This is a genomic window from Streptomyces sp. NPDC030245 (genome assembly GCF_055572995.1).
In genome coordinates this window covers 482,467-505,010 of sequence record NZ_JBVICF010000001.1, presented here as the reverse complement: position 1 = coordinate 505,010, position 22,544 = coordinate 482,467, and the positions used below count along the sequence as shown (strand labels likewise).

Genomic DNA, 22,544 nt, shown 5'->3' with positions numbered 1-22,544 from the left:
AATTCAGGAGCGTACGTGCGATCTCTGATTGCCACTTACATACCACAATGGTCCGTTTGTCAATCAACTGCTCAGCGCTCCTCTTGAGGGATTCTGGGTATGGGCACTCAGCGTGTCGCCGTTTCCTTAAGCCCGGATTCCTTCCCGAAGCCCTTGTGAACCTGTCACGCCTCGCATACCGAACCTACCGTCGGGATACGTCCTTTTCTCGGACCGAAGGAAGATGATTGGCCTACCATGGGCCGGATGCAGTCCCCTTCGCCAAGAAGGTTGATTCGCTAACGCTGACTAATCGGCACTTATTGACACATCTCTCAAGCTAGAGAACGCTCTTCGCAGATATCAATCACCTGCTTTAGCGTGGCACCCGAGTAGAGAATCTCGGCAGGGAACTCAATGAGGAGTCGACTCTCGATTTCTTGAATGAATGCCATCGCAAGCAGAGACGTCCCCCCAAGGGAAAAAAAGTCGGCTTGCGGGTCGCTTTCGGCTCCAACATCGAGCAGTTCATTCCAGACTTCGCGCACAACGTCTGCTTGGTCGGTAGCCATCTGTTCTCCTTCAGTACCACGATCGCTATTACGGTGGATCAACGGAAGAGCTGTGCCAGATTTCCTGCGATTTCGCTCACGTGCTGTGGTTCAAGAGCGGAAAAGTGGTCAGCCTGTAGGGCGAACCTATGCACCCCATCTGCATAATCGGCCCAACCGAGATCATCCAAAGCTTCTGAATCTTTCGTACACCGGAATAGAAAAACCTCCCCCGGAAAATGACTGCCGCTATATCCTGCACAGGCCTCTACATTTGTTCGGAAAACTTCCAGGATCCGATGTAGCAGTTCCCGAGGAAATGACTGCGGCAGGAACCCCTCGTCCACTGCGATTTCGTAGACATTGTCTAGTGCGTCATGTAGATCTCCTGCTGGGGCAGGCTCCACATCTAGGTCCAGCAAGAGAACCTGTCGCACGAACACCCTGAAGTCGACATCGATGCCTTTCGAACCAGAATAACTGGGCTTCCCGTCGACCACCACGACAGGTGGGCAGAGGCCCCATACTGCTTGCATACGCTTAGCGACCTCAACGGCGAGTACTCCACCCATCGAGAATCCCATAAGCACGAGCCGCTTGCTTTCGAGGCCGGCGCGCTTGATTTCCTCGAAGTAGCGCTCCGCCATCTGTTCAATTGTGCGGTCTGGTTCGCTGGTGTGGTTCAAGCCCACGGACTGTACAGCGTACACATTGATACCATCTACCTCCCGTGCCAAATGTGCATACCGAGCTGCCCCACCTCCGACGGGATGGAAGCAGATCAGCGCGCTCGGGCTATCACTAGCCCTTAGTTGGATCAACGTCAGTTCCCTACCTGGACTCGGATCCCCCCTCAATACCAGCGAGAGTCCGAAGATAGTGGGAGAATCGTAGATGGCATGCTCAGTGATGTCGAAACCGAAATACTGCTTGATTCGCCTCTGCAGCCGTACGACATCCGATCTCGTCAGCCCCTTATCGAAGAGCGAGTCGTGTATTCCGATGTCGGATCGACCGACTATCTCGGCCGAGATTGACGTCAGAGTACGCTCAATCCCAAGTCGGGCAGACTTGGCAGCAATGTCGAATTCGATTGACATTATTCAGTAGTCCTAACTACTTTACGGCCTGTTCCATCTGGAGTGGCTCCGACATGGGGTTAGCGACTTTCGCCCTGCTGGTAGTTGTCGACCATTGCCGGCAGGTCAATCTTTCCATTCGCATTCATGGGGAACATAGGGAGTATGGCAACATCATCCGGGAGAGCTGCGATGGGAAGCGAACCGGCAAGATGCCGCCTTACTTGCTGGCCAGTTATTTTGCTGGGATCCATCGTTGAGACGAAGGCGATGAGCTTTTCCTCCCTTTCGGCGAAAGGGGAAGAAGACCCTACAATGGAGACTGCTGCGTCGGATACATCAGGAAGTGCGCGGATGCACGCTTCAATCTCGCCTGCTTCGACCCGCACCCCTCGTATCTTGATGCGTCGATCTGTTCGCCCTTGAAACATCAAGTCCCCCGCCGGAAGACGGTGAGCTAGATCGCCGGTAGAGAATTCCCATAGGCCCCCGAGCGCACGCAAACTAGTCGAGTTGCGGCCGAAGTATCCGGGGGCCACATATCGTGACCGAATTGCGATCTCACCTATCGCCTTATCTTCCACAGCGCTGCCACTCGGTGTGACTAGTTCCAGCTCGAACCCTGGAGATGCCTGCCCAATTGGGACTAGCCCAGTCCTAGCTGTAATATCGTCGCTCCGCAGAACGTTGAGGGCGGCTATTTGTGGCGTTTCTGTCGCCCCGTAAGCTGCTATGAATTGTGCTCGTGGTGCAGCCTCAGTAAAGCCCCGCACATCTTCCCAGTAGGTTGCTTCTCCGCTAAGAACTACTCTACGCACAGCAGGGAGTGATCCCAATTCAGATTTGAGGAGTCGTCGGGCCATTCCTGGCGTCACGTTCAGGTCAGTAACCGCGTGCTCGGCCAGGAAATCGATCAGCAACTCCGTGCGAGCCCATGTTCTGACACTGGGTATATATAACGCTCCACCTACAGACAAGGGCAAAAATATGTCCCTCCACAGTGGATCATGCGATATGCCCGAAAGCATCGCGAACCGGCAGTCCTCGGTGAGTTCAAACAGTTGTGAGTACCAGCTCAGGAAGTGCCTGACTGCACTGTGGGTCCCTTTTACCAGCTTAGGTGCACCCGTTGTTCCAGAGGTTGGCCCCAGGTAGGCAAGCGGGGATATGCGGTCTGCGATGGCCCCACTATTGGCATATCGCTCTTCCGTGACGGCTTCAGTCGAAAAAGTCGGTATTCCCGTGGCGGACTTGTATGCACTGTCCGCAGTTATAATCACAGAAGGATTGCACGACTCCACTAGACCATTGATGCGCCGCCTTGGATAGGATGAATCAATAATGACTAATGTTGCGCCGGCCATCAGGGAGCCTATTGCTCCCACAACTAAGTTGGCACTCCTACTAGCAACCAGAGCCACCCTGCTGCCTGGCCCCGTTCCCAGTTCTGCGAGGCGGTTGGTGATAGCAGATGCTCGCCTCGCAAGTGCGCCGTAAGTATAGATGCCTGTGGAATACCGAACGGCTATTCGGTCGGGACGCGCAGAAGCGACTCTCAGGAATGGGAATACAATGGAGCTCTGTATAGTTGCGGAATCTAGATCACCTAAGGTGTGGTGACAGAGTTTTCCATGCACGTCATTCGGCCCATCCTTGTTCCATTTCAGGATTTTGTCCCCCTGAGGGAAGTCTGGGTGTGGCCGCGGCTCGTCTTGCCATGTAGTGCGTACACCCATCCGTCATTACGAAGCTATCGTCAGTCCCAGGCTGGACCGCCCGCCTCATGAAAGCCCGAGGCTAACGAGCCGGCGCACTGCGTCCAGGCCTCTGTATGCACCGGGTGCCGCACCTGCTGGCAGGACGTAGGCCCTCAGTCCTGCGGCAGCGGCTCCCCCATCTTTGGCTGGGTGATCACCCACCATGAGAGCTTCATCCGGATTAGCACCCACTTCCCGGCACGCGTGGTAAAACAGCTGGGGATCAGGCTTCTCTGTGTCATGCTCATATGAGTGAACCCACGCGGAGAAGAAATGGTCGAGGCCGTGATGGGCGAAGGTAGGACGTAGATCCCAACCCACATCGCTCACCACTCCAAGGCGCAAGCCGGCCCGGTGGAGCCAGGTCAGTGTCGCCTCGACATCGCTATAAGGGAGCCAGTGGGCTGGGTCCTTCAATTGGCCATAGAGCGCATCGGCATACGGGGCTAGCTCCGGTACCGAGCTGTACCACGTGGTGAACGCATGACGATGAGCCTGCGCAGAAACGTCCCGACCGCGCTGGGCTGCGACGACTTCCGGATCGGATAGCCCGGATTCGAGCCCGTCGAGCAACTTTTCCATCTCGTTCTCATCGAGGTTCCGCTTCATCGCGGACCGAATCCGTGCAGCATAGGAATCGATCTGGAAAAGCGTTCCTGAGAAGTCGAAAAGAACCGTCTTTACAACAGGCTCCTGACGAAGTGCGGCGGGAGCGCGAAGCGGCCCCTCAGGGCCGCAGGCAGACGCAGCGGTGAAGGTCATTACTTTCTCCTAACTAACGCTAGAGGTGGGAGGCAGGTCTTTATCCGATCACCCGGGGGCTTCTTCAAGGGGTCCTGGAGGTGGATGTGACCTGCTGGAGCACACGCAGTCGATGCGTTTCCTCGTCACGCTCTCTTAAATGCACATTTTCGATACCGCGACGGCGAGCGAGTGCACCACGCGTTCGAGGGGCCGGGTACCCTCAAACGCGAGCACCCGCCCTTGAGCTGTATTCGAACCCTGCTACCTGCCGACCCGGCGGGATCCACGACCGCAGAACTGACAGCACACCGTCGATCAAACGGTGAATGTCACGAGGCCCAATGGCTATGGAAGCCTAACTATCTGAACCGTACCGAAACCGAGCCGTCGAGTATCGATGTCCAGGAACCCCTTCGAGTGTTCCCGCATCATTTCGAGACGCTCCCTGGAGTAGATTCGCTGCAGCCCATCCGGGTCATCTACATACGACTGGAAGGCGAAGTCGAACTCTCTATTATCGAAGTGTTCGGCACCCTTAGTTGTATTGAAGTGGACGGCCGTGTAATCGGGCTCGTCTCGCTCCATGTTGAAGTGAATCCACATCTGCCTGTCGCGCTCTTCAGCGGAACTGTCGGGCTGCCAGGAGTACAGACTGGTGATGAGAGTTGCTCCGTCGTGCTCCTCACCGAACCCTGTTTGCGTGAGCCACAGGAACTTGAGGTCAGTATGGTTCAGCCAGGCACACTGCTCGAGGAGCTGGCAGCGTAGTTCATGCGCTCGCTCGGTCTTCTTTTCCTCGTCTCCTTCGTCGGGAAGCCTGAACTCAAGAAGAAGCGGCCATATGTACGAGGGCGTCTGGAATTCTTTGACGTGCAGTAGGTGTAGTTCCCGGCATCCCACAGCCTTCATAACGCTGGAAAGTCCGTCCATCGTGGCATTCCCACCCGGCAGCTCATGGCGCGAGAGCACCAATAGAACGTCATGTGATCGAGTGTCACCCATGTCTTCTCCGTTCGATGTATACGAGCCCTATTCAGCATGCTGGCGGAGGCTGAGTAGCTTACTAAATTAACAAGGTGCACGGGTACGCCCGCCGCACCTGCCGCCGCGGACATGATGTCTGCCTGCATGTCCGCCAATTACGAACGAGTGCACGCTCAGTAGCGAGCTTCCCTCGCGGGGGCAGAATTTAATTTCTGTCGCCGGCTGAATCCTGCACAATTTAGGCCAAGCTCCGGCCAGGGCCTCATTGGCGGACATGGTGAGTTGTCAGTCTAGAAGGGGGAGGTTACAGAAAGCTCCCGGCCAGCCTTATTGTCCACCCAGGCGATCTCGGTGATGCGGCAGATGATGGGCTTCAGGTTCTGCAGGGTAGTGCGCAATGCCCCCAGGTCCTCTGCCTCCATGCCCATCGAAATGGTGCAGTGCGGAATCCACACGTCGGGGACGTACAGCGGGTCGCACTTTGTATTCGTGCTTCCGAGGACCTTATGAACAGATCCGTGAAGGGCCATCAGTTCACGCGTCGGTGTCAATCCGAGTTGGAGAACGTTGGGGGCGCCGAGAAATTGTCCGTAGGTCGATATCCGAATGTTCTGGGGCTTTCGTTGACAGATGGCCCCTAGAGCCTCGTGATCAATCCCGTCCAGCGTGGGACAGATGGCGAGGGTGATGTGCGGACGCGCCCATACCTCGGGCAGGGTAGCGATGCTCCTTTCTGTGAGCTCCTGCCAAAGAGCGCGAATCTGACTATCCGCGGAGGGCTCAAGGAACATCTCTAGAGAGAACATGGAAACGCAGCCTTTCGTGAGTTTGTATACGGCTTGATGCATCGAACGTTACAGGAATAATTGCTTAGATTGCTGACGGGGTCATTCGCTCGCCCGGATGTAATGGCGGGTAATAATTGCCGGGTCGGCCCGCCTATCAATATGCTAGATATCAGGGTTGCGAATCTAGGCTAGGGATCCTTACTAACTGTCTCTTCTTGTAGTGCGGATCGCATGCTCGACCGGAAAGCTTCTCCCTGTGGGTCTGGGAGGTACTGACTTATCTCACGAGCGCGGTGCTTAGACATTGCAGGATCCCGCACGAGCTCCTCAAGTGCAGGGGGAGGATTGCCTGGGCGCACCAGCACCGAGCCGTTTCCGGATACGTGCGTTGAAGGCTTGGCAGTGGACCAGTCGCCGGGGAACAGGCCTGGCCTATCCGGGTCTTGGTAGACGCTCAACGGGACCCGGAGCCGGCGGTCTTTGCCCACACCGAAGTAGGCAAGCGCTTCAAGATTCATTACCGAGGCGGCGGACACCATGACGTCGACGGATGCCAAGGTCTCCCGGTAGCTTAGCCGGGCCATGTCGACGGCTGGGAGCGGTTCCAGCAACGCTGACACGCCGTTTGACAGTTCATCCTGCTCTGCGGCCCCCCGTCGCGGGTGCGGCCGGTAACTGTAGGTAACAGGCACGGACTTGACGAGCGTCCGTACTTCCCGCGCGATCGATTCCACCAAACTGAGCTCGCGCTCCACCTCCACCTCGGCGGCCGATCCAATGAACAGAACCTGGATGGTCTCTTCGGTCAGCCCCAACAGCCGTCGGCCGTAACGTCGGGCCTCCGCATACGGCAGGCCACGAAGGAATCTAGAGTGCGCCAGCCAGCCCACCGCGTCAGCATCAACTCCGCACCTTGCGCGCACCATTGACGCAGCGCGTTCGTCCACCGTCAGGACTCGGTACGATTCGGTAGGTCGGCCAATCGAAAGGTGCCGGCCGATGCCTTGCCAGTCCTGTAGCACGAGGGCCGGGGTGTGGCGACCAAGTTCGCGGTCTGTCCGGACCAGGTGCTCATCGATCCCTTCTCCGACGGTGGGTGTCGTGCGGACGAGAAGGTTCGGCTGCACGGCATCTAGTAACCTCGCAGCCCGCTCCCGCAACGAACCTGCGGCCTGGTCGTCGGCGTCAACTATCTCGATGTCCCTCGTCTTGAGAAGGTCTGAGTAGTGCTCGACGACGAAGCCCTGCAGTCTCCTGGGCGCCGCCACCACCCACCGGGCCTCGGTGGTCAGGTGAATCGCCCCGAACAGGCAATGAACAGCGCCGGGATGCCTGACAGTAGCTAGCGCTGTGAGAGTTTGGGCCGCACGCACTGACTACCTCAAGTCGACTTCGTAGAAGATGGGAATCTCGTCGGTGATCTTGACTTCGAGAAGACTTGGGACGTTCTTCTTGATCTGCTTCGACAGCGCGGTGCACACGTCAGCCCCCTGAGGCCCAGTCTGCTCATAGTCCAGGCGATAGGCATTCGCGAGTTCGGCGAAACTTGGGTTCCAAAGATCCACGACGTCGACGTCGCCAGCTCCCTGTCGTCGCACATCGGCGCGCACAGCACCGAAAGCGCTGTCGTTGAAGACCACCGCGTGTACCGGAACACCGAAGCGCTGGGCCGCGGCGAACTCCTGAAAGTTCATCAGGGCCCCGCCGTCACCGCACAACGCCACTACTGGTTGCCCCGGTTTGGCAATCGCCGCACCGATGGCCGCAGGGACGCCGTATCCCAGTGTGCCGTAGTAGTACGGAGAGAGCAGACCGCCGGGCGTGTGTACCGCAAGGAACCGTTGCGCCCAGTACCCGAACATCGTCATGTCGCAGGAGAAGACTGTCTCCCGCGGGGAAGCCTCCCGAATCCCTTGTAGCAGACCGGCCACGATTGGAGAACGCTCCGTCAGCCGGCCCCACCGGTCCTGGGAAGCCTGTTTGACCTTGCGAGCGAAGCTCTCGCCGTTGTCCTGCTCCTTCCGATCATCGGGCAGGCGCTCCAGCAGGCGCTCCACAAAGCGTTTGACGTCCTGACGAGCTACCTGCCGACTTTCATACGTGGTTGCCCGCAGCGGCTCCGCGAGGTCTACCTGGAAGATGTTCTTAAGCGGGAGAGACCCGTCCCTGGTTGACAGGGGGGAGAGGCTGGTTCCCAGGCACAGGGCGAGATCTGCCTCCGCCGCCAGGTCGTCCAGCGACGCGTAGCGATCCCAAATGGTGCCCGCCGCGAGGAAGTGGTCGTCAGGAATGAGACCACGGGCCTGGACGGTGGTGACGACAGGCGCGTTCAGGCGCACCGCAAGGTCCTGCACCTGTCGCGCCGCCTGAGCGCGAACACTCCCCGCACCAGCCAAGATCACGGGCCGTTTGGCTCGTGTCAGCAGCCCGAGTAGCCGATCCACGTCACCATCGAGTGACATGTTAGAAGTTGCAGCCTGTTCGTTGCCCGACACGGCGATCTCGGCGGCAGCCGCTGTCAGCATGTCGCTCGGCACATGGATTACACGCGGCATCGGGCGGTCGTGCTCAGCAGGGTGTAGTGCCAAATGAGCAAGCCGGTAGAGCTCTTCGGGGGAGTCCGCGGTCCCCAACCAGGTACTGATCGGCGAAAGGATGCTCCGCAGTTCCGGAATACCGTGAAAACGACCCATGGGTGTGGCGATAGTCGACGCATAGTTGTCGACAGCGAGCACGACCATCGGAACCGATTCGGTGTACGCCTGGGCGATGGGTGTCACCACATTGGTGATGCCCGGTCCGGCCGTTGTCAGCAGCACCGGCGGGGTGCCAGTGAGCCGACCATAGCCCTCCGCCATGAAGCCTGCGCCCTGCTCGTGTCGTCCCTGATAGAAGGTGACGCCTGCCTTCTGCAGCTCCGAGAAGATGACCAGATTGTGGCCACCCACCATACCAAAGACTGGCGCTTCAGCATCTTTGACAGCCGCCGCTAGCAGGCTAGCGCCCGTATGATTCTCACCCATGATTCCCCTATCCCGATGCACCCGAAGCGGCCAATACCGGCCCGGGGCGACTCGCCCGATTTCTGACTCCATTTGCTCTCTCGCGTGGAGCTGCCATCACAAGGTCGCCCTGGAAGTGACCATCTGAAAGCCGTTTCATGATCAGCAACATCTGCGAGGTCCATGCAGCGGGTTCAGACTCCATAACCGGCACATACAAAGTGCCGATGCGATGGGCTAGCAGTTCCAAATCGTCGAGGTCGTCGAGATCCAGAGACCCATTGCTCTCAACACAGGCGGTTACATTGATCGAGGCGTGACCGATGATCCCGAGGACCTCGTAAAGCATCTGCGGCCGCAGGTCCCAATCAAGGCACGGCTCAACACCTTGGCCAGCCAGGTAATCCGCGATCCGACGGAGTTCCTTCCGCCTGGCCAAGGCAACGCGATGGGGGTCCCCGGCATCCCAGATCGGCAACAGGACGCGTCTCGCTTTAGCCTTTTTGGCCAGGGCGGCTAGATCCTGCAGGGTGCTGTCACTCAACCGACTGTCGATCTCGCAGCGGAGAACCAACTCGTCCTCGACCGAGACCTGGATTTGGGTGCCCATCTCAGTAACATCGCGTATGTCCACACTGACCTCCTCAAGGGCCGGTAGGCCGGCGGCGCCGACTGCCTCAGGCCCAGCTTTTCCTCGCATGACGAAGAGGTTGTCGCCCCGAAGAGCTGGCACGGGCTCGTCCCAGAGGGACGATGCACCCGCCCGGGTCAGCGCCTCGAAGTCATCGACATCGATCGCCGGTTCCGCATGGAAGAGCCCCAGCAGTTTCTCACCCGCCATCGTTTTGAGACCTAGAACGGTTCGTGATCGGACGACGTCGACGAGCCCGTCCTGGACGAAAGCCGGCGGAAGGGCCTGCCGAGGCATGTCGAACCAGTCAGGCACCTCTTCGTGCCGCATGACGGGATCGATCAGGCTGCCCTCGGTGTAATGCCACATTTTGTAGGGAGTCTGGGCCGAGGTGGAGACGGAGCGCAGCGAGTCAGCCTCCGGCCGCTCCAGCATGCGGCGGACCGAAAGGTCCAAGAAGACAGGCCGTCGGACCGGAGATGTAGCTCGCACCTGCACCAGAAGCTCAGGAATCTCGCCTTCTGTATTCTTCAGGTAGTGCAGCACATGCTCGAAGACGCCGAGGTCCACGGCGTCATCAGTGGCCAGATCAGCCGGGCGGAGAAACGGAACTTCTGCGCCAGCTTTCCGGGCCACATCAGCGATTTCCTCGTCCTCGGTGGATACAATGACTCGGTCTATGAGTCGCGCTCGTTGGGCGTGACGAATGGCGTGAACAACCAAAGGAAGGCCGTTCAGCAGCCTGAGGTTCTTGCGGTGGATGCCTTTAGACCCGCCCCGAGCCGGTACCACAGCTACGACACTCATTCGAACCTTCCGACGCTAAGATGGAACCGTCGACGTACATGTCAGCCAGTAGTCCCCATTAGAGTCCCGGGCATTGGGCACACGGGTTGATGGTGCGACGCTTACCCGCACTGTGTATCTCCCGGTAGAATTCCATCCGGCCCCCATTCCACAGCCCTTCGATCGTCTCCTCTGAATCCACGGACACCTGGCCAATCTGCAACTTGCTGAGGTAGTCCTCGTCACAAGTATTTACGATGCCGTCCCACCAGATGTAGAGGCGCTCCCATAGCAACGAGCAGGGGCGGTCTCCAGTAATTTCCTCCTTGTCATAGATCCCCAGCCGTGGGATTTCCCAGCGAACCGCGAACTCGTCGACGAGTTCGCTCCAAAATTCTGCTGCATACTCGGCATCCTGGTCTCCATCGAGCAGCACCATTGATATCCGAGTGCGTGTGGGAGAGTCCGGGAACTCTGTCCTACGAATCTCGTTAAACTGTTTGATGTTGGCGACGACCTGGTCGAACTTGGCACCAACCCGAATCTTCTCAAACTGGTGCTTCTCAGCCGAGTCCACGGAGAAGACGAGATTGTCTAGGCCGGCCCGAAGAAGCGCTCGAGCCATGTCGGCCGTGAGCTTCGTGGCATTGGTGTTGAGTTTAACGTCCATAATGCCGTAATCTTTGGCAATCCGGACGAAATCGGCAATCTCTTTATGCAGAAGCGGTTCTCCGCGGCTAGCGAGTACGATACCGCCCACACCCTTTTCAGCGGCCTCGCTGACAATCTTCTCGTAGAGCTCCCGACTCATGAAGCCCATGAGCTTTCGGTTCCGCCGCAGACGTTCGTCTGCTTGGAAACACATTGTGCAGCGAAGATTGCAGACGCTTGTCGGCTCGACTGCCAAGATGATCGGCATACGCGCAGTCTGACGCCTGCGTGGATACTCATTGAAGCGGTAGCGGTACAACAAATAGTCGGCCCGTCGCGCCAACGGCATACCGATAGCGGTTACAATTTCGGTTCGACTGAAAGACTGCTTGGCGTACCCTTGATCCCGGCCCTCCGAATCGTGATCCTCTTCATTGGCAAGATAGCTCATGACGCCCTGCATATCCTCGCTAAATGAAGGATCGTCACTTTTTCGCGTGAGGTGTTTCTCCACTTCACCCCTGAGTTGATGTCGGAGATCGGGAGTTGACTGGGTCCCGATGTACCTAGCGTTCTTGAAGAAGTCAGTATCCGGACTATCGAGGCGAGCTTCATCAAGCATTCTTCATCTCCGATCGGATGCACTCAACGACTCGTCCCATCTGTTGGACAGGGCCGATAGTGATACGGGTCCAGTCACTTAAAATGGGGTCCTGTTCGTCCTTCACTAGGATTTCCTCTGATCGGAACCGGTCAAGGATCCTTCCCCGGAGTTCACCAAACTTTGTCTGCAAGAAGTTGGCATGCCCTTCGTACACCTCGAACCCGAAGTCGCGAAGGCACTGGCTCAGATAGCCCTTGCCGGAAATACCAGCTCGCACGTGGTCGGATACCAGTTGTTCGTTCTCCAGCAGATATAGCGCGGCCTCCACGGCAACCTGGTTAACCTCTACATTCGGCCGGAGCTTTGCGACGGAGCGGATGAGGCCGGCGTTGCCAAGTGCATATCCAACACGGAGTCCGGCGAGGCCAAGGGCTTTGGAGAAGGTACGCACGACCAGCAAATTCGGAAATTGTTCGATGTAGGTGCTGCAGTCGGTCTCGCCGTACTCAACGTAGGCTTCATCCACAATGACGAGCGCATCTGAACTACGAGCCACTTCGAGGATCTGCGCGAGGTCCTCCTCTAGAATGGCGCTACCAATCGCACCGTTTGGGTTGGCCAACGCTACGATGTCGGCTCCTTGCGCCATCGCCGCCAGCACGGGCTGCGTAGGGAAACCAAGATCAATCCGGTAGTCGACGGTAATGAGATCCGCCTGGTTGATGTTCGCGTAGACCTCATACATGCCATAGGTTGGCACTGGCATGACCACCCGGGTGCCGGGTGCGCAGAAGGCGTCGAAGACGTTCCGGATCAGCCAGTCCGAACCCGCACCGACCAGAATATTCGACTGGTCCAGCCCCGTTTTTGCTGCCAGTGCGTCGTACAGCGGACCGGTTGCCGGATAGCAAGTGAATGTCGTCGGTGAGAGACGTGACCTGATCCCCTCAAACACCTCTTGCGTAATGTCCGGTACCAGTTCGTTCCGGTCCAGACGCAGGTAGTTACCACGGGGATATCCAGGGCTCGCGGAGCGCTGAAGCTTTTCAATGTGTGAGCGTGGCTCCATAGCGGGAATAACTCCAATTCGCCCTCTGAGGTGATGAAAAAATATGCCCGGACAGAGGCTAAGTGGTCTCTGCCTTACCCTCATTGATAATGAGGGCGTGCCGCCTGCACTTTATTTCCTCCTCGGCCCAGCGGCTCCAATACGCACGGCTACCGAAGCTCAAACGGAAGGGCTAAATAGGCAGAATCGTTCTCGTTTCGATTCCGGACAGGAAGTCCGCTTGGTACTCCTCTGCAGCCACTTCGGCGCTGGAAGTAAAAAGGATCATTTGGAGGGTCGTAGATTCACCCGGGGAAGCTATTGGGTACGCCAGCATCAACGAGGGATCGCTCAGTTTTTGCAAACTCAGCACTCGGTCTGCCTCGGTCCAACCAACTGCGGGATCGACGTGGTGTGATGGGACCGGAGTAAATCCCAGTCGCGCCTTAAAGCGGAAGAGGCCAGGGCTGGTTATGTGTCCGTACAGCGAGGGATCGTTGCCGAGTGACATCAACCGCAGGCCTCGATCGCGGGCTGCTTGAAATGCCTTCATATAGACTGCCCGTTGAAGCCGGCCTTGTCGCTCAGGCTGTGCCGCAGCGGCGAAGCGAAGTTGCAGCATAGACGTGTCATGTCGTAGCAGGCAGAGGCAGCCTCCCACCATTTTGTCACCTTGGTAGGCATACACGCTGAGATACTCGCCACGCCGCTGAATTAGCTGCGTCTCCTGCCGCCGAGCATAGCCGACACCATTTCGCATTCCAGCGATTTGAGCATCGTATAGGATCAAGAACTCCTCAAGTGCGTCCGGATGCAAGCCTTCCTCAACCCGTATTACGATGCCTCTCTCCTCAGCAAAGCGCAGTCCGAGTCGGATGTTGCGCCTCTCGGAGCTAGAGAGACGCTTTAGGTATTCTGCTTCCGAGGCATGAAGTTCTGCTCGCCAGTTAACCCAGCTAGGCTTGACAGTGAAACCGGCCTTACGGAGGTCAAGCCAAGAGTCGACGCTAGGATTCATGACACGCACGACATCCGCATCAGGTAGATCAACTGTCCAATCCAGTGACATCGCCTCGGTGGTATCAACAAGGGCGACGCGAAGGCCTTCCTTTAGTTCAATCTTCATGCCTTAGAATCCCTTTCCGCCTTTGATGTATCGATGTAAGTAGGAATCCTGCTTACTTACTTCTCGACGGCATCGAAGGTGATGGGATCATCAGCCGACAGGTCAGTGCAGAGTCGGCGGCCTAGCAGCTCGGGAAGGTGGGAAGGGTAGGCACCACCACCTGGCACCTTTATCGCGATATCGTCCGGGCCAAGCACTTCTCCCCGAGTGAGGCCCCGTGCTGCCACCAGGCTCTTTCTAGTCTTACTCAGCTGCCGCAACTCGCTTTCCACGGGCAACTTCTTGCCGTCGCCGAGAGCCCGCTGCGCGAACCGGAGCGAGTCCACCAGGTTCTTGAGCTCCTCAGGCTGCAACGAGATCTTGTGATCGCTGCCCTTCCAGGAGCGGTCCAAGGTGAAGTGGTATTCAAAGACCCGGGCCCCCAGGGTGAACGCCATCACGGAAGGAAGGAGGCTCAACGAATGAGAGGAGAGGCCGACGACAGCGTCGGGAAATGACTCTCCAAACGCCCTGATCACAGATACGTTGAGTTCGTCCTCCGGCGTGGGGTATGTGGACGTGCATTGCAACAACGCGATATTCTGATTCTGTTTGGTGGCGACCTCAAAGGCGGCTGTAACCTCTACCAGATCGGCTCCGCCCGTACTGATGATGATGGGCTTGCCTGACGCAGCCGTAAGTTCGATCAGCGGGTGGTTGGAAATGTCACCGGAGGCGATCTTGAAGGCCTCCATGTCGAGCTCCATCAGGAACTCAGCGCTATAGGTATCGAAAGGGGTCGCGAAGAAGAGAAGACCGAGATCTTCAGCGAAGGACTTCAGTTCCCGATACTCTGCTGTTCCGAATTCCAGCTGTTTTCGGTGCGCTCCGTATGTCTTGCCGAAGCTGTTCGGGCCGTCGTAGCTGCTTCCATTAAAGGAATCTGTATAGGCGCGCGGATCACGTTTCTGCAGCTTGACGGCGGATGCCCCAGCGTCAGCGGCAGCCGTAAACAGCTTCTTGGCGGTTTCCACGGATCCCTGGTGATTCTGTCCGATCTCCGCTATGACGAATGCCGGCTCATCATGACCAATCGCCACGTTTCCGATACGAATTCTAGGCATGGGCGTGCGTCTACTCTTTCGCTTGTTCTTGCTGAGGTGAACAAGATCTGCTGGCTTCTCAGAGGGCAGTGAGCCCGCCATCGATGAGCAGCTGGGAACCTGTCATGTAGGAAGAGGCTGCGGATAGCAGAAATACCACTGCATCACCGTACTCATCGGGCCGCGCCATGCGTCCGAGCGGAACACGGTGAGAGTAGCTCTCGATGAACTCATGCGAATGATCTGCCGCCTCGACTCCCCCAAGCACGAGGGTATTCACCCGAACACCTTTTGAAGCCCAGTAAGTTGCCAAGTATTTGCTGATACCCAGCATGGCGGCCTTACTGACCGTGTACGAGATCGGCTTAGTGAAACCGCTCGGATAAATGCGGTGGTCGGGACTCACCTGGCCGTATATGGAACCGATGTTGACGATGCTGCCGCCGGCTGCCTGGGCCATAGCACCACCAAACACCTGGCTGCAGTTAAGAACCCCATTGATGTTTACCTGGTTTACGGTGTCCCATTGCTCCGCATTATTTTTTTCGAAAGAACTGGTAAGCGCATTCTCTACGGGGGGAAAGTCAACAGCGGCCGCATTAATGAGCCCCGTGGGTGTTTCCCACCGGTACTCTATTGCCTTATACGCCTCGCGCACCTGGTCGACTTTGGAAACATCGGCCCTAATAGCGCAGACTTGCGAATTCTTATCAACCGACTCTATGCCGTCTGACGCTGCTGAGCTGTCGAGGATGGCCACACGTGCTCCCCGGTTCGTCAGTGACCGAGTGAAGTTGGCGCCCAGCATCCCGAGCCCCCCGGTGACGACGATGACGCGCCCAGAAAGGTCGAATCGATCTACCGAGGTCATGAAGCGGTCTCCTCATTGCGTATCTTCGGCGTGTGATTCCTAAATCTCTAACAAGATTCACAGTCTCTGGAGTACCCACTCAAGCCCAGACCGCGCCGCACTCCGAAGCGCTGGCATACTTGAGTTTGGTGGCTTTCTGGCATCGGCCGTAAAGCGAGCCAGGTACGCCCAGGTAGCCCAAGTCCAGGCATCCGGCGGATACGTATCAATCACGTCGCTCTTGAGGAAGAATGAGAACGCCTGCTGCTTGCTCGTAACCTTCTCGACTGTTGTCGTGTAATAGAGCCTCGCGGGTAGCGCGATGATTGCAGCCAAGTCATCAACCGGCCTTGTCTTCCACCATTCTTCCGGTTTCCCAGTCAAGGCTTCCGCGATCTGCCGCGCCTCACTCTGGAGTTCCGCGCGGCTCGGCCTCGGCAAAAGGGTTCGAATATCAGGTCCGTAGAGAAGCTTGGCTGAGTCGAGGAGCATGACCACGCGATTGGAAATGCCGTAGTCAATGGACCTATCACGGTCAATCAGGGCTCCCAGATCAAACAGCTTTACATCGATCTCGTCACTTGCCGGTTCGTTTGATGCTGTGGTTATTTCCTTCGACAGCTTCGCAAGGTCAATCTCGCCCGGGTTGGAAACAATGACATCCAGGTCTATATCGCTCCACCCGGGAACGTAGCCGCCGTACCCGATACTCCCAAGGGCGTAAAGCGTCCACGAACGGTCCGGAAGGTACTCTCCGATGATCTGTGTCGCTCGCGAAGCGCGAGTCATCGCCTCTTCGAGATCACTCGAAGTGCGCGACGGCATCAAGTCAAGCAGTTTAGAGCCGTCGCAAGGGTTACCTGCTTCGGGTATTTCGTCTACCGGCACTAGTAGTTCCCCTCGCTATCAGGCGATCGCGATCTCTCCCGGGCCACTTTCATTCAAGGATGTCGCCATGTCAACACTTTTATTTAAGTCAGTGTTTACCTGCCGTTCATGTTTATGCGAGCCCCTTATTTCACTGTTTATCCGTAATCTGGCAGAGGGTTTCAGCCACTGACTGGTACGACAGCCATGGGTCGTGTACGTATCCGGTCGTTGGGTGATGCGGATCACGACCGCAGGCGTGGTGCACGCCGAATTCGCGAAGTCGTCGCTGGTCAGGGCAGCTTTATCCTGCATTCGTTGGTTCGGAACTCGGCCGTGGTCCGCTCGTCGGGGAAGCGGAGTCCGCGGTGGAACTTGTCGTACGTCTCGTTATCTAGGCCGAGGCCGCCGGTTAGGTCGGGGCGTTTCCGTGAGGCGGCCTGCAGCCCGGCGTCGGTGCCGAGATGGCCAATGTTCGCCGGGGCGGGGCAGCGGTCCTGGTCGAGCGCTGCCTGGTCGGGGTAGTGCTTCCTCGAACCCGATCGGGTTGAGGTAGCCGAGGCGCTTTTGGATGCGCCACAACTGATAGAAGCGATGTACTCGAAGAGCGCCAGGTTGGTGCCGGCTCGGGTGGTGTAGGTATGGCCCACGGATGCACTCGGTCGGATGAGCGTCCGAAGGTTTCCGTGATGGCGCTATTACACGAGTCTGCGGCCGAGCCCTAAGTGCCCTGTACTCCCGTTCGCACATCGGAGCTGTCAGCTTCGCCGACGTGGACTGGTAGCCGTGATCTGCGTGGTCACGAGCGAGCCGGGCTTAACCTCCCGTGACGAGGGCGTACTCGGACCAGTCCGGTGTTCGCGCGGGCAGTGGCCTCCAGGCCACAACCCGACGCGAGAGCCCATCCCGGCTCGCCGAGAGCGACATCGGGCCCTCACTGGTGGAGGTCACGGTGAGGTCTGTGACCCACAGCAGGTTCGACGCGGGCGCGGGGAAATCCGCCTCGATCATGTCTGGGGCCGGGGTGGCTTCGGATCACGGCGCGTGAGGCCCTCGCGTCGCGGGTTGATGCCCGCCATGTCGGCCTCGCGCAACAATCGCTCAACATACTTACGGCCGACATGAACGCCCTGCGTTCGAGGACGGCCTGCACGCGCCGAGAGCCTCAGATCTCGCTGGAGCTGACGAGGGTCCGCCGGATCTATTGGGTGAGCTCGGCGTCGCGGCGCCTGCGTTCGTACGGCTCGCGCTCGTCGCCGCGCCAGCGGTAGAAGGTGGAAGAAGCGAAGAAGGGTTCTGGTCGCCATGCCGCGTGCATGCGGTGAAGCGAAGACTCCCTGACCTGTGGAGCTTGCCCCGGGCGTGTTCTCCACGGCACTGGGCCGGTGCTCTCACCGGGAGAACCTTCGGTCAACGCGCTAATGAAGGTGCCCTTCAAGGAACTTCCACCCATTCGCTGTACTCGCTTGCCGCATTCGCTGTGGCGCTGTAGCTGGAAGCCTGGCCATCAAAGCCAGTGGTCGTGGGCGCTGGAGGTTCTGGGACGGCGGCGGCGTGGGGGATCGTGACAGCGCATCCGTTGCAGGTGTCGGCAAGGTGCCAGGTCCGGCCGTTGTCGGCCCGGATAAGTAGGAGCCGGAGGGGGCCAGAGCATGGTGCCTGCCGTCGATGCCATACGCAGGACTGCTCGCGACAGTGGCACACCCGAAGGTGTGCAGCCAGGTGGCACTCGGCCAAGTGGCGTGCCAGGTGCCGACGGAGCTCGGGCCCGCCGGTGGCACTCCTCACGGCGATGGGCGAGGGGCAAGCACTGCATCCCAGTACGAGCCGTCCCGCCGAGCAGCTGATCGTGACACTCCACGCCCGTGAGGGCAGAGCAGTGGGCATTCGGTCCCTCCAGGTCGTGATCGGGCAAGCCCGGGCTCCCGTCTTGGCGCGCTTCCGGGCGCGGACACCGTAGTGCAGACCTGTGCCCTGGCGGAGATGTCTCCGTACGCACACAAATAGGGCAGACCTATGCACTGTCAGGGCAGGTGCCTGCCCCGTCGGATGGTCGGGTGACGATCACCCCGCCGCCGGAACCCGACGCGACGGCGCTGCGGCAGTTCCTCGCCCGCCTTCGCGCGGAGCGCGGCTGGAGCTATGACCAGCTCGCCGCCCATAGCGGTCTGTCCCGCCGCACGCTCATCGAGATCGAGCAGGGCCGCACCACCGGCAGCCTGGGCACCTGGCACGCTCTGGCTCACGCCTTCAGCATCCCGTTGGGCGACCTCCTCGACCCGCTGTGCACCGGTCACGAAGCTCCCCGCCCGCGGCCTTGAAGTCGGCTTTCGTCTGATCACTCGAAGGGAAACCAGCTGACGTACGCCTGTACGGGATACGTACATGTATAGGCTTCTTGGCACTCGATCGAAGGGGACCCATGGTGCGCATAGGGGCTGTGGGCGTGTCTGCTGGCACTTTCTACTCCGGCATCTGCCCCACGAACCAGGCCCCCTTTGCGTCCGAGCCGGACGTGTTGGGGCCGTCAGCATCCGGAGATCTGTTCACATGCCCTTCGCTCCCACCGAGGAACAGGCCGCCGCCGTTGAGGCTTTCGGCAAGAACGAGCATCTCGCGATCCAGGCGGGCGCTGGCACCGGCAAGACTTCCACCCTCGTCTTCCTCGCGGAGCAGACACCCGCCCGCCGCGGCCGCTACCTCGCCTTCAACCGAGCCATCGCCCTGGACGCTACTGCCCGCTTCCCCGCATCAGTACAGTGCAAGACCGCCCATTCTCTGGCGTACGCCGCCCTCGGCCACCGGTATCGCGACCGCCTCAACAGCCCCCGCAGACCCGGCTGGAAGGTCGGGCAGGACCTGGGCCTGAACGCCCCCGCCCGCATCAACGGGCGGGATCTCGTGCCCGCCACCCTGTCCAATACCGTGTTGCGGACGGTCACCCGCTATTGCCAGTCCGCCGACACTGAACTCGCCCCGCACCACGTCCCGCCGCCGCGCGGCATCGACACTGAAGACAGCCGGGCAGAACTAGCCGAACTCCTGCTGCCCTATGCCGCAAAGGCCTGGAGCGACCTGCAGAGTCCTGATGCGGGCATGGTGCGCTTCGAGCATGACCACTACCTGAAAATGTGGGCTCTGACCGAACCCGTCCTGCCCGGCGACTTCCTGCTGCTGGACGAGGCCCAGGACACCAACCCCGTCCTGGAACAGATCGTCCTGGCCCAGAGGGAGAACACCCAGATCGTCATGGTCGGCGACTCCGCGCAGGCCATCTACGGCTGGCGAGGAGCCCGCGACGTGATGAGCGGCTTCACCGGCCACCATCTCACCCTCACCCGGTCCTTCCGCTTTGGTCCCCGACTCGCCGCCGAAGCCAACCGCTGGCTCACCCTCAGCAAAGCTCCCATCCAGCTCACCGGGACTCCCGACATCCCCACCACCCTCGGCCCCCACCCGAAGAACCCGGATGCGGTCCTGTGCCGGACCAACATCGGAGCCATCACCGAGATCCTTGCGCTTCTCAACGCCGGGACTGCCACGGCGCTGGTCGGAGGGGGAGAGTCGCTGCGAGCCTTGGCCCAGGCTGCCCGCGACCTCATCGGCGGGCGACGTACCCACCATCCTGAACTTCTGCTGTTCACCACCTGGAATGAGCTGCGCGACTACGCCGAGCTCGATCCTGCCGGCGCAGACCTGCAGCCCTTCGCCAACCTTGTGGACGAACACGGTGCCGGCGCCATCCTCCACGCCATCAACCGCCTCGTCCCCGAAGACCGGGCTCAGGTCGCCGTTTCCACCGCTCACAAAGCCAAAGGCAGGGAATGGGACCGTGTCCGCATCGCGTCCGACTTCACACCGCCCTCTGACACCGACGAAGTCGACGCCGCCGGCTGCCCCGTACCCGGCCCCGTCAAGGACTCAGAAGCTCGCCTGGCCTACGTGGCCGTCACCCGCGCCCGCCACCACCTTGACCCTGCGGGGCTGAGCTGGATCGATCAGCACCCCGATAACCCCACAGCGCTCCGCCCCTGAGGCCACCGTCCTCGCGGCCCAACCCCGGTGGCAGGGGGCTGCTCAGGGAACGATCGACAGACTGCGTGTCGCGGGAAGGGAGACGTGGCGGCCCTCGCCCTCGAAGGTCGTGAGGGTCAGACCGAACAGGAGCTGGTTCATCTCCTGGCTGGTCAGTCCGAGTTCGGCAGCGACGGCCCCTGGGCGCACACGCTTCGAGCGCAGCGCGGTGAAGACCTTGGTCAACACCTGTGATGTCTCGCGGCGGCTCATTCCCTGCGGCTCGCCCGACCGGTACCCCAGGCGGCTCAGCTCCGCGCAGGTGGAGCGGTACTGCCAGTTGGAGAGCAGCCCCAAGTCGTGCATGCGGTACGTCAGGGCCATCGCGGAGACGTTCCAGATCTGCTTGCCCCGAAGGATCTGATCGACGTGTGCACCAGACGGCATATGTCCCAGCACGCTCGATCGCGGCATCAAGAACGCGGAGGCGAAGTCGTTGGCCTGCCGTTCCGCCTCGGGGCCGGAGCAGGCGTGCTCGCTACCGTGCATGACGAGATGGCCCAGTTCATGGGCTGCGTCGAAGCGCCCGCGTTCGGCTGACTTTAGGGTGTTCAGGAATACGAACGGGACGCCGTCGCGCCACGCCGCGAACGCGTCGACCTCGGCGTGGTCTGGGTCCAGCGAGAGGACCCGCACTCCGTGCGCCTCCAGAAGGTGCACCGTGTTGGGCGCCGGGGCTTCCCCCAGGCCCCAGCGGGTGCGCAACATGCCAGCAGCTGTCTCCGGATCCGGTTTGCCCAGTGAGGGCACGTCCACTGCCGGGAGGCGGAATCTCTCGTCGATCCAGTCGTAGAGCAACGCACCCAGCGTGCCAGCGGCCCGTGCGGCGTCCAGGACCCTCGCTGACGTCTTGCTGCGTGCCCGCCACGAGATACCTTCCGCGGGAAGCTCATCCAGCGCAGGCCCCTTAAAGAAGGCTGCCGGAAAGTCGAGTGCGGAGGCGATCTTGGTGAGGGTTTCGGAACGTGGTGCAGTGCGCCCTGTCTCGTAGTTCGACAGGCTCTGCAACGATACCCCAGCTAGGCCGGACAACTCGGCAAGAGTGAGGCCTCTGCGCTTGCGGGCCAGCGTGATGCGGGAAGGGGTCACCATGTGAGGGCTGCCTAAGTCATTGGTAGTGCACGGTGGGGCAACATGATGCGCCGCCCCACCCACGGGCCTCAGCGGAAGTCGACTGAGATGTCGATCTCTTCAGGCCCATCATCGTTTGTAGGTTCGATTCCGTCCATCACGAGGGCGGGAAGCGGAATCCTCCTTGCCCATTCGATCACGAAGCCGTCCTGGAAGCGCTGCGGCTGCGACAGCTCGCAGTCGATCCGCACCTTGTCGCCGACCCTGGTGCGGTACGACAGCAGAAACCACGTCTTCAGGGCAGAGGCTTCTTCTGTACTCAACGCCACCCCATTGGGGCCCGCGCCAGCTGCGAACAGAGCTGTCTGCACGGGCAAGGCGACGTCACCGGCGTTGACTCGGGTGACCATCTCGGTGGCGGCTCCACGCCGACGTGCGTTCTTCGGGAACAGGCTCGCCTGCCCCGTCGCAGCATCGCCGACCATCACGCCTATCGCGACCGAGCGGTCCGCGCTGCAGACCAGTTCAAGGCGACCATGGACAAGCCGAACCCATTTCATCTTGGCGATGTGCAGCTCTCGGATGGTCCGCACGTGCGCCTCATAGGCCCGCCGACCTGCCGTTCCTGTCGGATCATTACGGACAGCCGTGCGTCGCGCGGCTTCGCCCGCGCGCAGTACATCGTGCAGAAACTCTAGCCTGGTCCCTATGCCGCCCAACTGGGCCTGTACGTCGCTGGGATCATGAGATGGCTTCACGAGGGACAGGGGCAAGAGGGCCTCCGGGAGTCGGCAGCGCAATTATAAAGACTCTACCTCACAAGAGGGTCGAGTTTTATAAGAACCTGGAGGCCGTGAGTCGTTCAGCGTT

The 22,544-nt window shown here is 59.7% G+C and carries 20 protein-coding genes; 2 read left to right on the top strand and 18 right to left on the bottom strand.

Annotated elements, in window-relative coordinates; all coding sequences use genetic code 11:
- Positions 1–314 precede the first annotated feature (314 nt).
- From ACZ4Z4_RS02240 to ACZ4Z4_RS02165, 16 genes are all read right to left on the bottom strand, one after another.
- On the bottom strand, positions 315–551 hold the full coding sequence (locus ACZ4Z4_RS02240) for an acyl carrier protein (RefSeq protein ID WP_468320991.1): 237 nt from the start codon (positions 549–551) through the stop codon (positions 315–317).
- A 38-nt stretch (positions 552–589) separates the two neighbouring features.
- Positions 590–1,630 (bottom strand): thioesterase domain-containing protein, encoded by a 1,041-nt coding sequence (locus ACZ4Z4_RS02235; protein ID WP_468320989.1) that lies wholly within the window; start codon positions 1,628–1,630, stop codon positions 590–592.
- A 59-nt stretch (positions 1,631–1,689) separates the two neighbouring features.
- Complete coding sequence (locus tag ACZ4Z4_RS02230; protein WP_468320986.1) at positions 1,690–3,345, bottom strand: AMP-binding protein; 1,656 nt, start codon at positions 3,343–3,345, stop codon at positions 1,690–1,692.
- 45 nt (positions 3,346–3,390) lie between these two features.
- Positions 3,391–4,128, bottom strand: a complete 738-nt coding sequence (locus ACZ4Z4_RS02225) for an HAD family hydrolase (protein ID WP_468320983.1) — start codon at positions 4,126–4,128, stop codon at positions 3,391–3,393.
- Positions 4,129–4,455: 327 nt separating this feature from the next.
- Positions 4,456–5,040 (bottom strand): hypothetical protein, encoded by a 585-nt coding sequence (locus tag ACZ4Z4_RS02220; protein WP_468320981.1) that lies wholly within the window; start codon positions 5,038–5,040, stop codon positions 4,456–4,458.
- 344 nt (positions 5,041–5,384) lie between these two features.
- A complete protein-coding gene (locus ACZ4Z4_RS02215; RefSeq protein ID WP_468320978.1) occupies positions 5,385–5,900 on the bottom strand; it encodes a 2'-5' RNA ligase family protein in 516 nt (171 codons plus the stop codon).
- Between the two features lie 170 nt (positions 5,901–6,070).
- The gene (locus ACZ4Z4_RS02210) at positions 6,071–7,153 is read right to left on the bottom strand and encodes a hypothetical protein (RefSeq protein ID WP_468320975.1); all 1,083 of its coding nucleotides are present in this window, start codon (positions 7,151–7,153) and stop codon (positions 6,071–6,073) included.
- A 105-nt stretch (positions 7,154–7,258) separates the two neighbouring features.
- Positions 7,259–8,905 (bottom strand): thiamine pyrophosphate-binding protein, encoded by a 1,647-nt coding sequence (locus ACZ4Z4_RS02205; RefSeq protein ID WP_468320972.1) that lies wholly within the window; start codon positions 8,903–8,905, stop codon positions 7,259–7,261.
- Between the two features lie 7 nt (positions 8,906–8,912).
- Positions 8,913–10,322, bottom strand: coding sequence for an acylneuraminate cytidylyltransferase family protein (locus ACZ4Z4_RS02200; RefSeq protein WP_468320969.1), 1,410 nt, complete (start codon positions 10,320–10,322; stop codon positions 8,913–8,915).
- A 58-nt stretch (positions 10,323–10,380) separates the two neighbouring features.
- A complete protein-coding gene (locus ACZ4Z4_RS02195) occupies positions 10,381–11,574 on the bottom strand; it encodes a radical SAM/SPASM domain-containing protein (RefSeq protein WP_468320965.1) in 1,194 nt (397 codons plus the stop codon).
- On the bottom strand, positions 11,567–12,625 hold the full coding sequence (locus ACZ4Z4_RS02190) for a pyridoxal phosphate-dependent aminotransferase (RefSeq protein WP_468320962.1): 1,059 nt from the start codon (positions 12,623–12,625) through the stop codon (positions 11,567–11,569). Before ACZ4Z4_RS02190 ends, ACZ4Z4_RS02195 begins: the two co-directional genes overlap by 8 nt.
- Before the next feature lie 172 nt (positions 12,626–12,797).
- Entirely contained in the window at positions 12,798–13,730 is a 933-nt protein-coding gene (locus ACZ4Z4_RS02185; RefSeq protein WP_468320960.1) for a GNAT family N-acetyltransferase, read from the bottom strand.
- Between the two features lie 56 nt (positions 13,731–13,786).
- Positions 13,787–14,743, bottom strand: coding sequence for an N-acetylneuraminate synthase family protein (locus tag ACZ4Z4_RS02180; RefSeq protein ID WP_468320959.1), 957 nt, complete (start codon positions 14,741–14,743; stop codon positions 13,787–13,789).
- A 148-nt stretch (positions 14,744–14,891) separates the two neighbouring features.
- Positions 14,892–15,683: an SDR family oxidoreductase gene (locus ACZ4Z4_RS02175; protein WP_468320956.1), complete on the bottom strand. Its 792-nt coding sequence runs from the start codon at positions 15,681–15,683 to the stop codon at positions 14,892–14,894.
- Between the two features lie 57 nt (positions 15,684–15,740).
- Complete coding sequence (locus ACZ4Z4_RS02170) at positions 15,741–16,550, bottom strand: hypothetical protein (protein ID WP_468320954.1); 810 nt, start codon at positions 16,548–16,550, stop codon at positions 15,741–15,743.
- Positions 16,551–16,822: 272 nt separating this feature from the next.
- A complete protein-coding gene (locus tag ACZ4Z4_RS02165) occupies positions 16,823–17,179 on the bottom strand; it encodes a hypothetical protein (RefSeq protein ID WP_468320951.1) in 357 nt (118 codons plus the stop codon).
- A gap of 1,407 nt (positions 17,180–18,586) precedes the next feature.
- Here ACZ4Z4_RS02165 and ACZ4Z4_RS02160 point away from each other — a divergent pair.
- Positions 18,587–18,850: a helix-turn-helix transcriptional regulator gene (locus ACZ4Z4_RS02160; protein ID WP_468320948.1), complete on the top strand. Its 264-nt coding sequence runs from the start codon at positions 18,587–18,589 to the stop codon at positions 18,848–18,850.
- A gap of 229 nt (positions 18,851–19,079) precedes the next feature.
- Positions 19,080–20,564: a UvrD-helicase domain-containing protein gene (locus ACZ4Z4_RS02155; protein WP_468320946.1), complete on the top strand. Its 1,485-nt coding sequence runs from the start codon at positions 19,080–19,082 to the stop codon at positions 20,562–20,564.
- 42 nt (positions 20,565–20,606) lie between these two features.
- Here ACZ4Z4_RS02155 and ACZ4Z4_RS02150 read toward each other — a convergent pair whose 3' ends face one another.
- Both ACZ4Z4_RS02150 and ACZ4Z4_RS02145 read right to left on the bottom strand, forming a co-directional pair.
- On the bottom strand, positions 20,607–21,695 hold the full coding sequence (locus ACZ4Z4_RS02150) for a helix-turn-helix domain-containing protein (protein WP_468320943.1): 1,089 nt from the start codon (positions 21,693–21,695) through the stop codon (positions 20,607–20,609).
- A gap of 68 nt (positions 21,696–21,763) precedes the next feature.
- Entirely contained in the window at positions 21,764–22,267 is a 504-nt protein-coding gene (locus ACZ4Z4_RS02145; protein WP_468320940.1) for a hypothetical protein, read from the bottom strand.
- Positions 22,268–22,544 lie beyond the last annotated feature (277 nt).

What these genes read in the sequence shown, in the direction of transcription:
- ACZ4Z4_RS02240 (WP_468320991.1), bottom strand. Translation starts at nt 551, where the DNA reads ATGGCTACCGACCAAGCAGACGTTGTGCGCGAAGTCTGGAATGAACTG.
- ACZ4Z4_RS02235 (WP_468320989.1), bottom strand. Translation starts at nt 1,630, where the DNA reads ATGTCAATCGAATTCGACATTGCTGCCAAGTCTGCCCGACTTGGGATT.
- ACZ4Z4_RS02230 (WP_468320986.1), bottom strand. Translation starts at nt 3,345, where the DNA reads ATGGGTGTACGCACTACATGGCAAGACGAGCCGCGGCCACACCCAGAC.
- ACZ4Z4_RS02225 (WP_468320983.1), bottom strand. Translation starts at nt 4,128, where the DNA reads ATGACCTTCACCGCTGCGTCTGCCTGCGGCCCTGAGGGGCCGCTTCGC.
- ACZ4Z4_RS02220 (WP_468320981.1), bottom strand. Translation starts at nt 5,040, where the DNA reads ATGGACGGACTTTCCAGCGTTATGAAGGCTGTGGGATGCCGGGAACTA.
- ACZ4Z4_RS02215 (WP_468320978.1), bottom strand. Translation starts at nt 5,900, where the DNA reads ATGTTCTCTCTAGAGATGTTCCTTGAGCCCTCCGCGGATAGTCAGATT.
- ACZ4Z4_RS02205 (WP_468320972.1), bottom strand. Translation starts at nt 8,905, where the DNA reads ATGGGTGAGAATCATACGGGCGCTAGCCTGCTAGCGGCGGCTGTCAAA.
- ACZ4Z4_RS02200 (WP_468320969.1), bottom strand. Translation starts at nt 10,322, where the DNA reads ATGAGTGTCGTAGCTGTGGTACCGGCTCGGGGCGGGTCTAAAGGCATC.
- ACZ4Z4_RS02195 (WP_468320965.1), bottom strand. Translation starts at nt 11,574, where the DNA reads ATGCTTGATGAAGCTCGCCTCGATAGTCCGGATACTGACTTCTTCAAG.
- ACZ4Z4_RS02190 (WP_468320962.1), bottom strand. Translation starts at nt 12,625, where the DNA reads ATGGAGCCACGCTCACACATTGAAAAGCTTCAGCGCTCCGCGAGCCCT.
- ACZ4Z4_RS02185 (WP_468320960.1), bottom strand. Translation starts at nt 13,730, where the DNA reads ATGAAGATTGAACTAAAGGAAGGCCTTCGCGTCGCCCTTGTTGATACC.
- ACZ4Z4_RS02175 (WP_468320956.1), bottom strand. Translation starts at nt 15,683, where the DNA reads ATGACCTCGGTAGATCGATTCGACCTTTCTGGGCGCGTCATCGTCGTC.
- ACZ4Z4_RS02155 (WP_468320946.1), top strand. Translation starts at nt 19,080, where the DNA reads ATGCCCTTCGCTCCCACCGAGGAACAGGCCGCCGCCGTTGAGGCTTTC.
- ACZ4Z4_RS02150 (WP_468320943.1), bottom strand. Translation starts at nt 21,695, where the DNA reads ATGGTGACCCCTTCCCGCATCACGCTGGCCCGCAAGCGCAGAGGCCTC.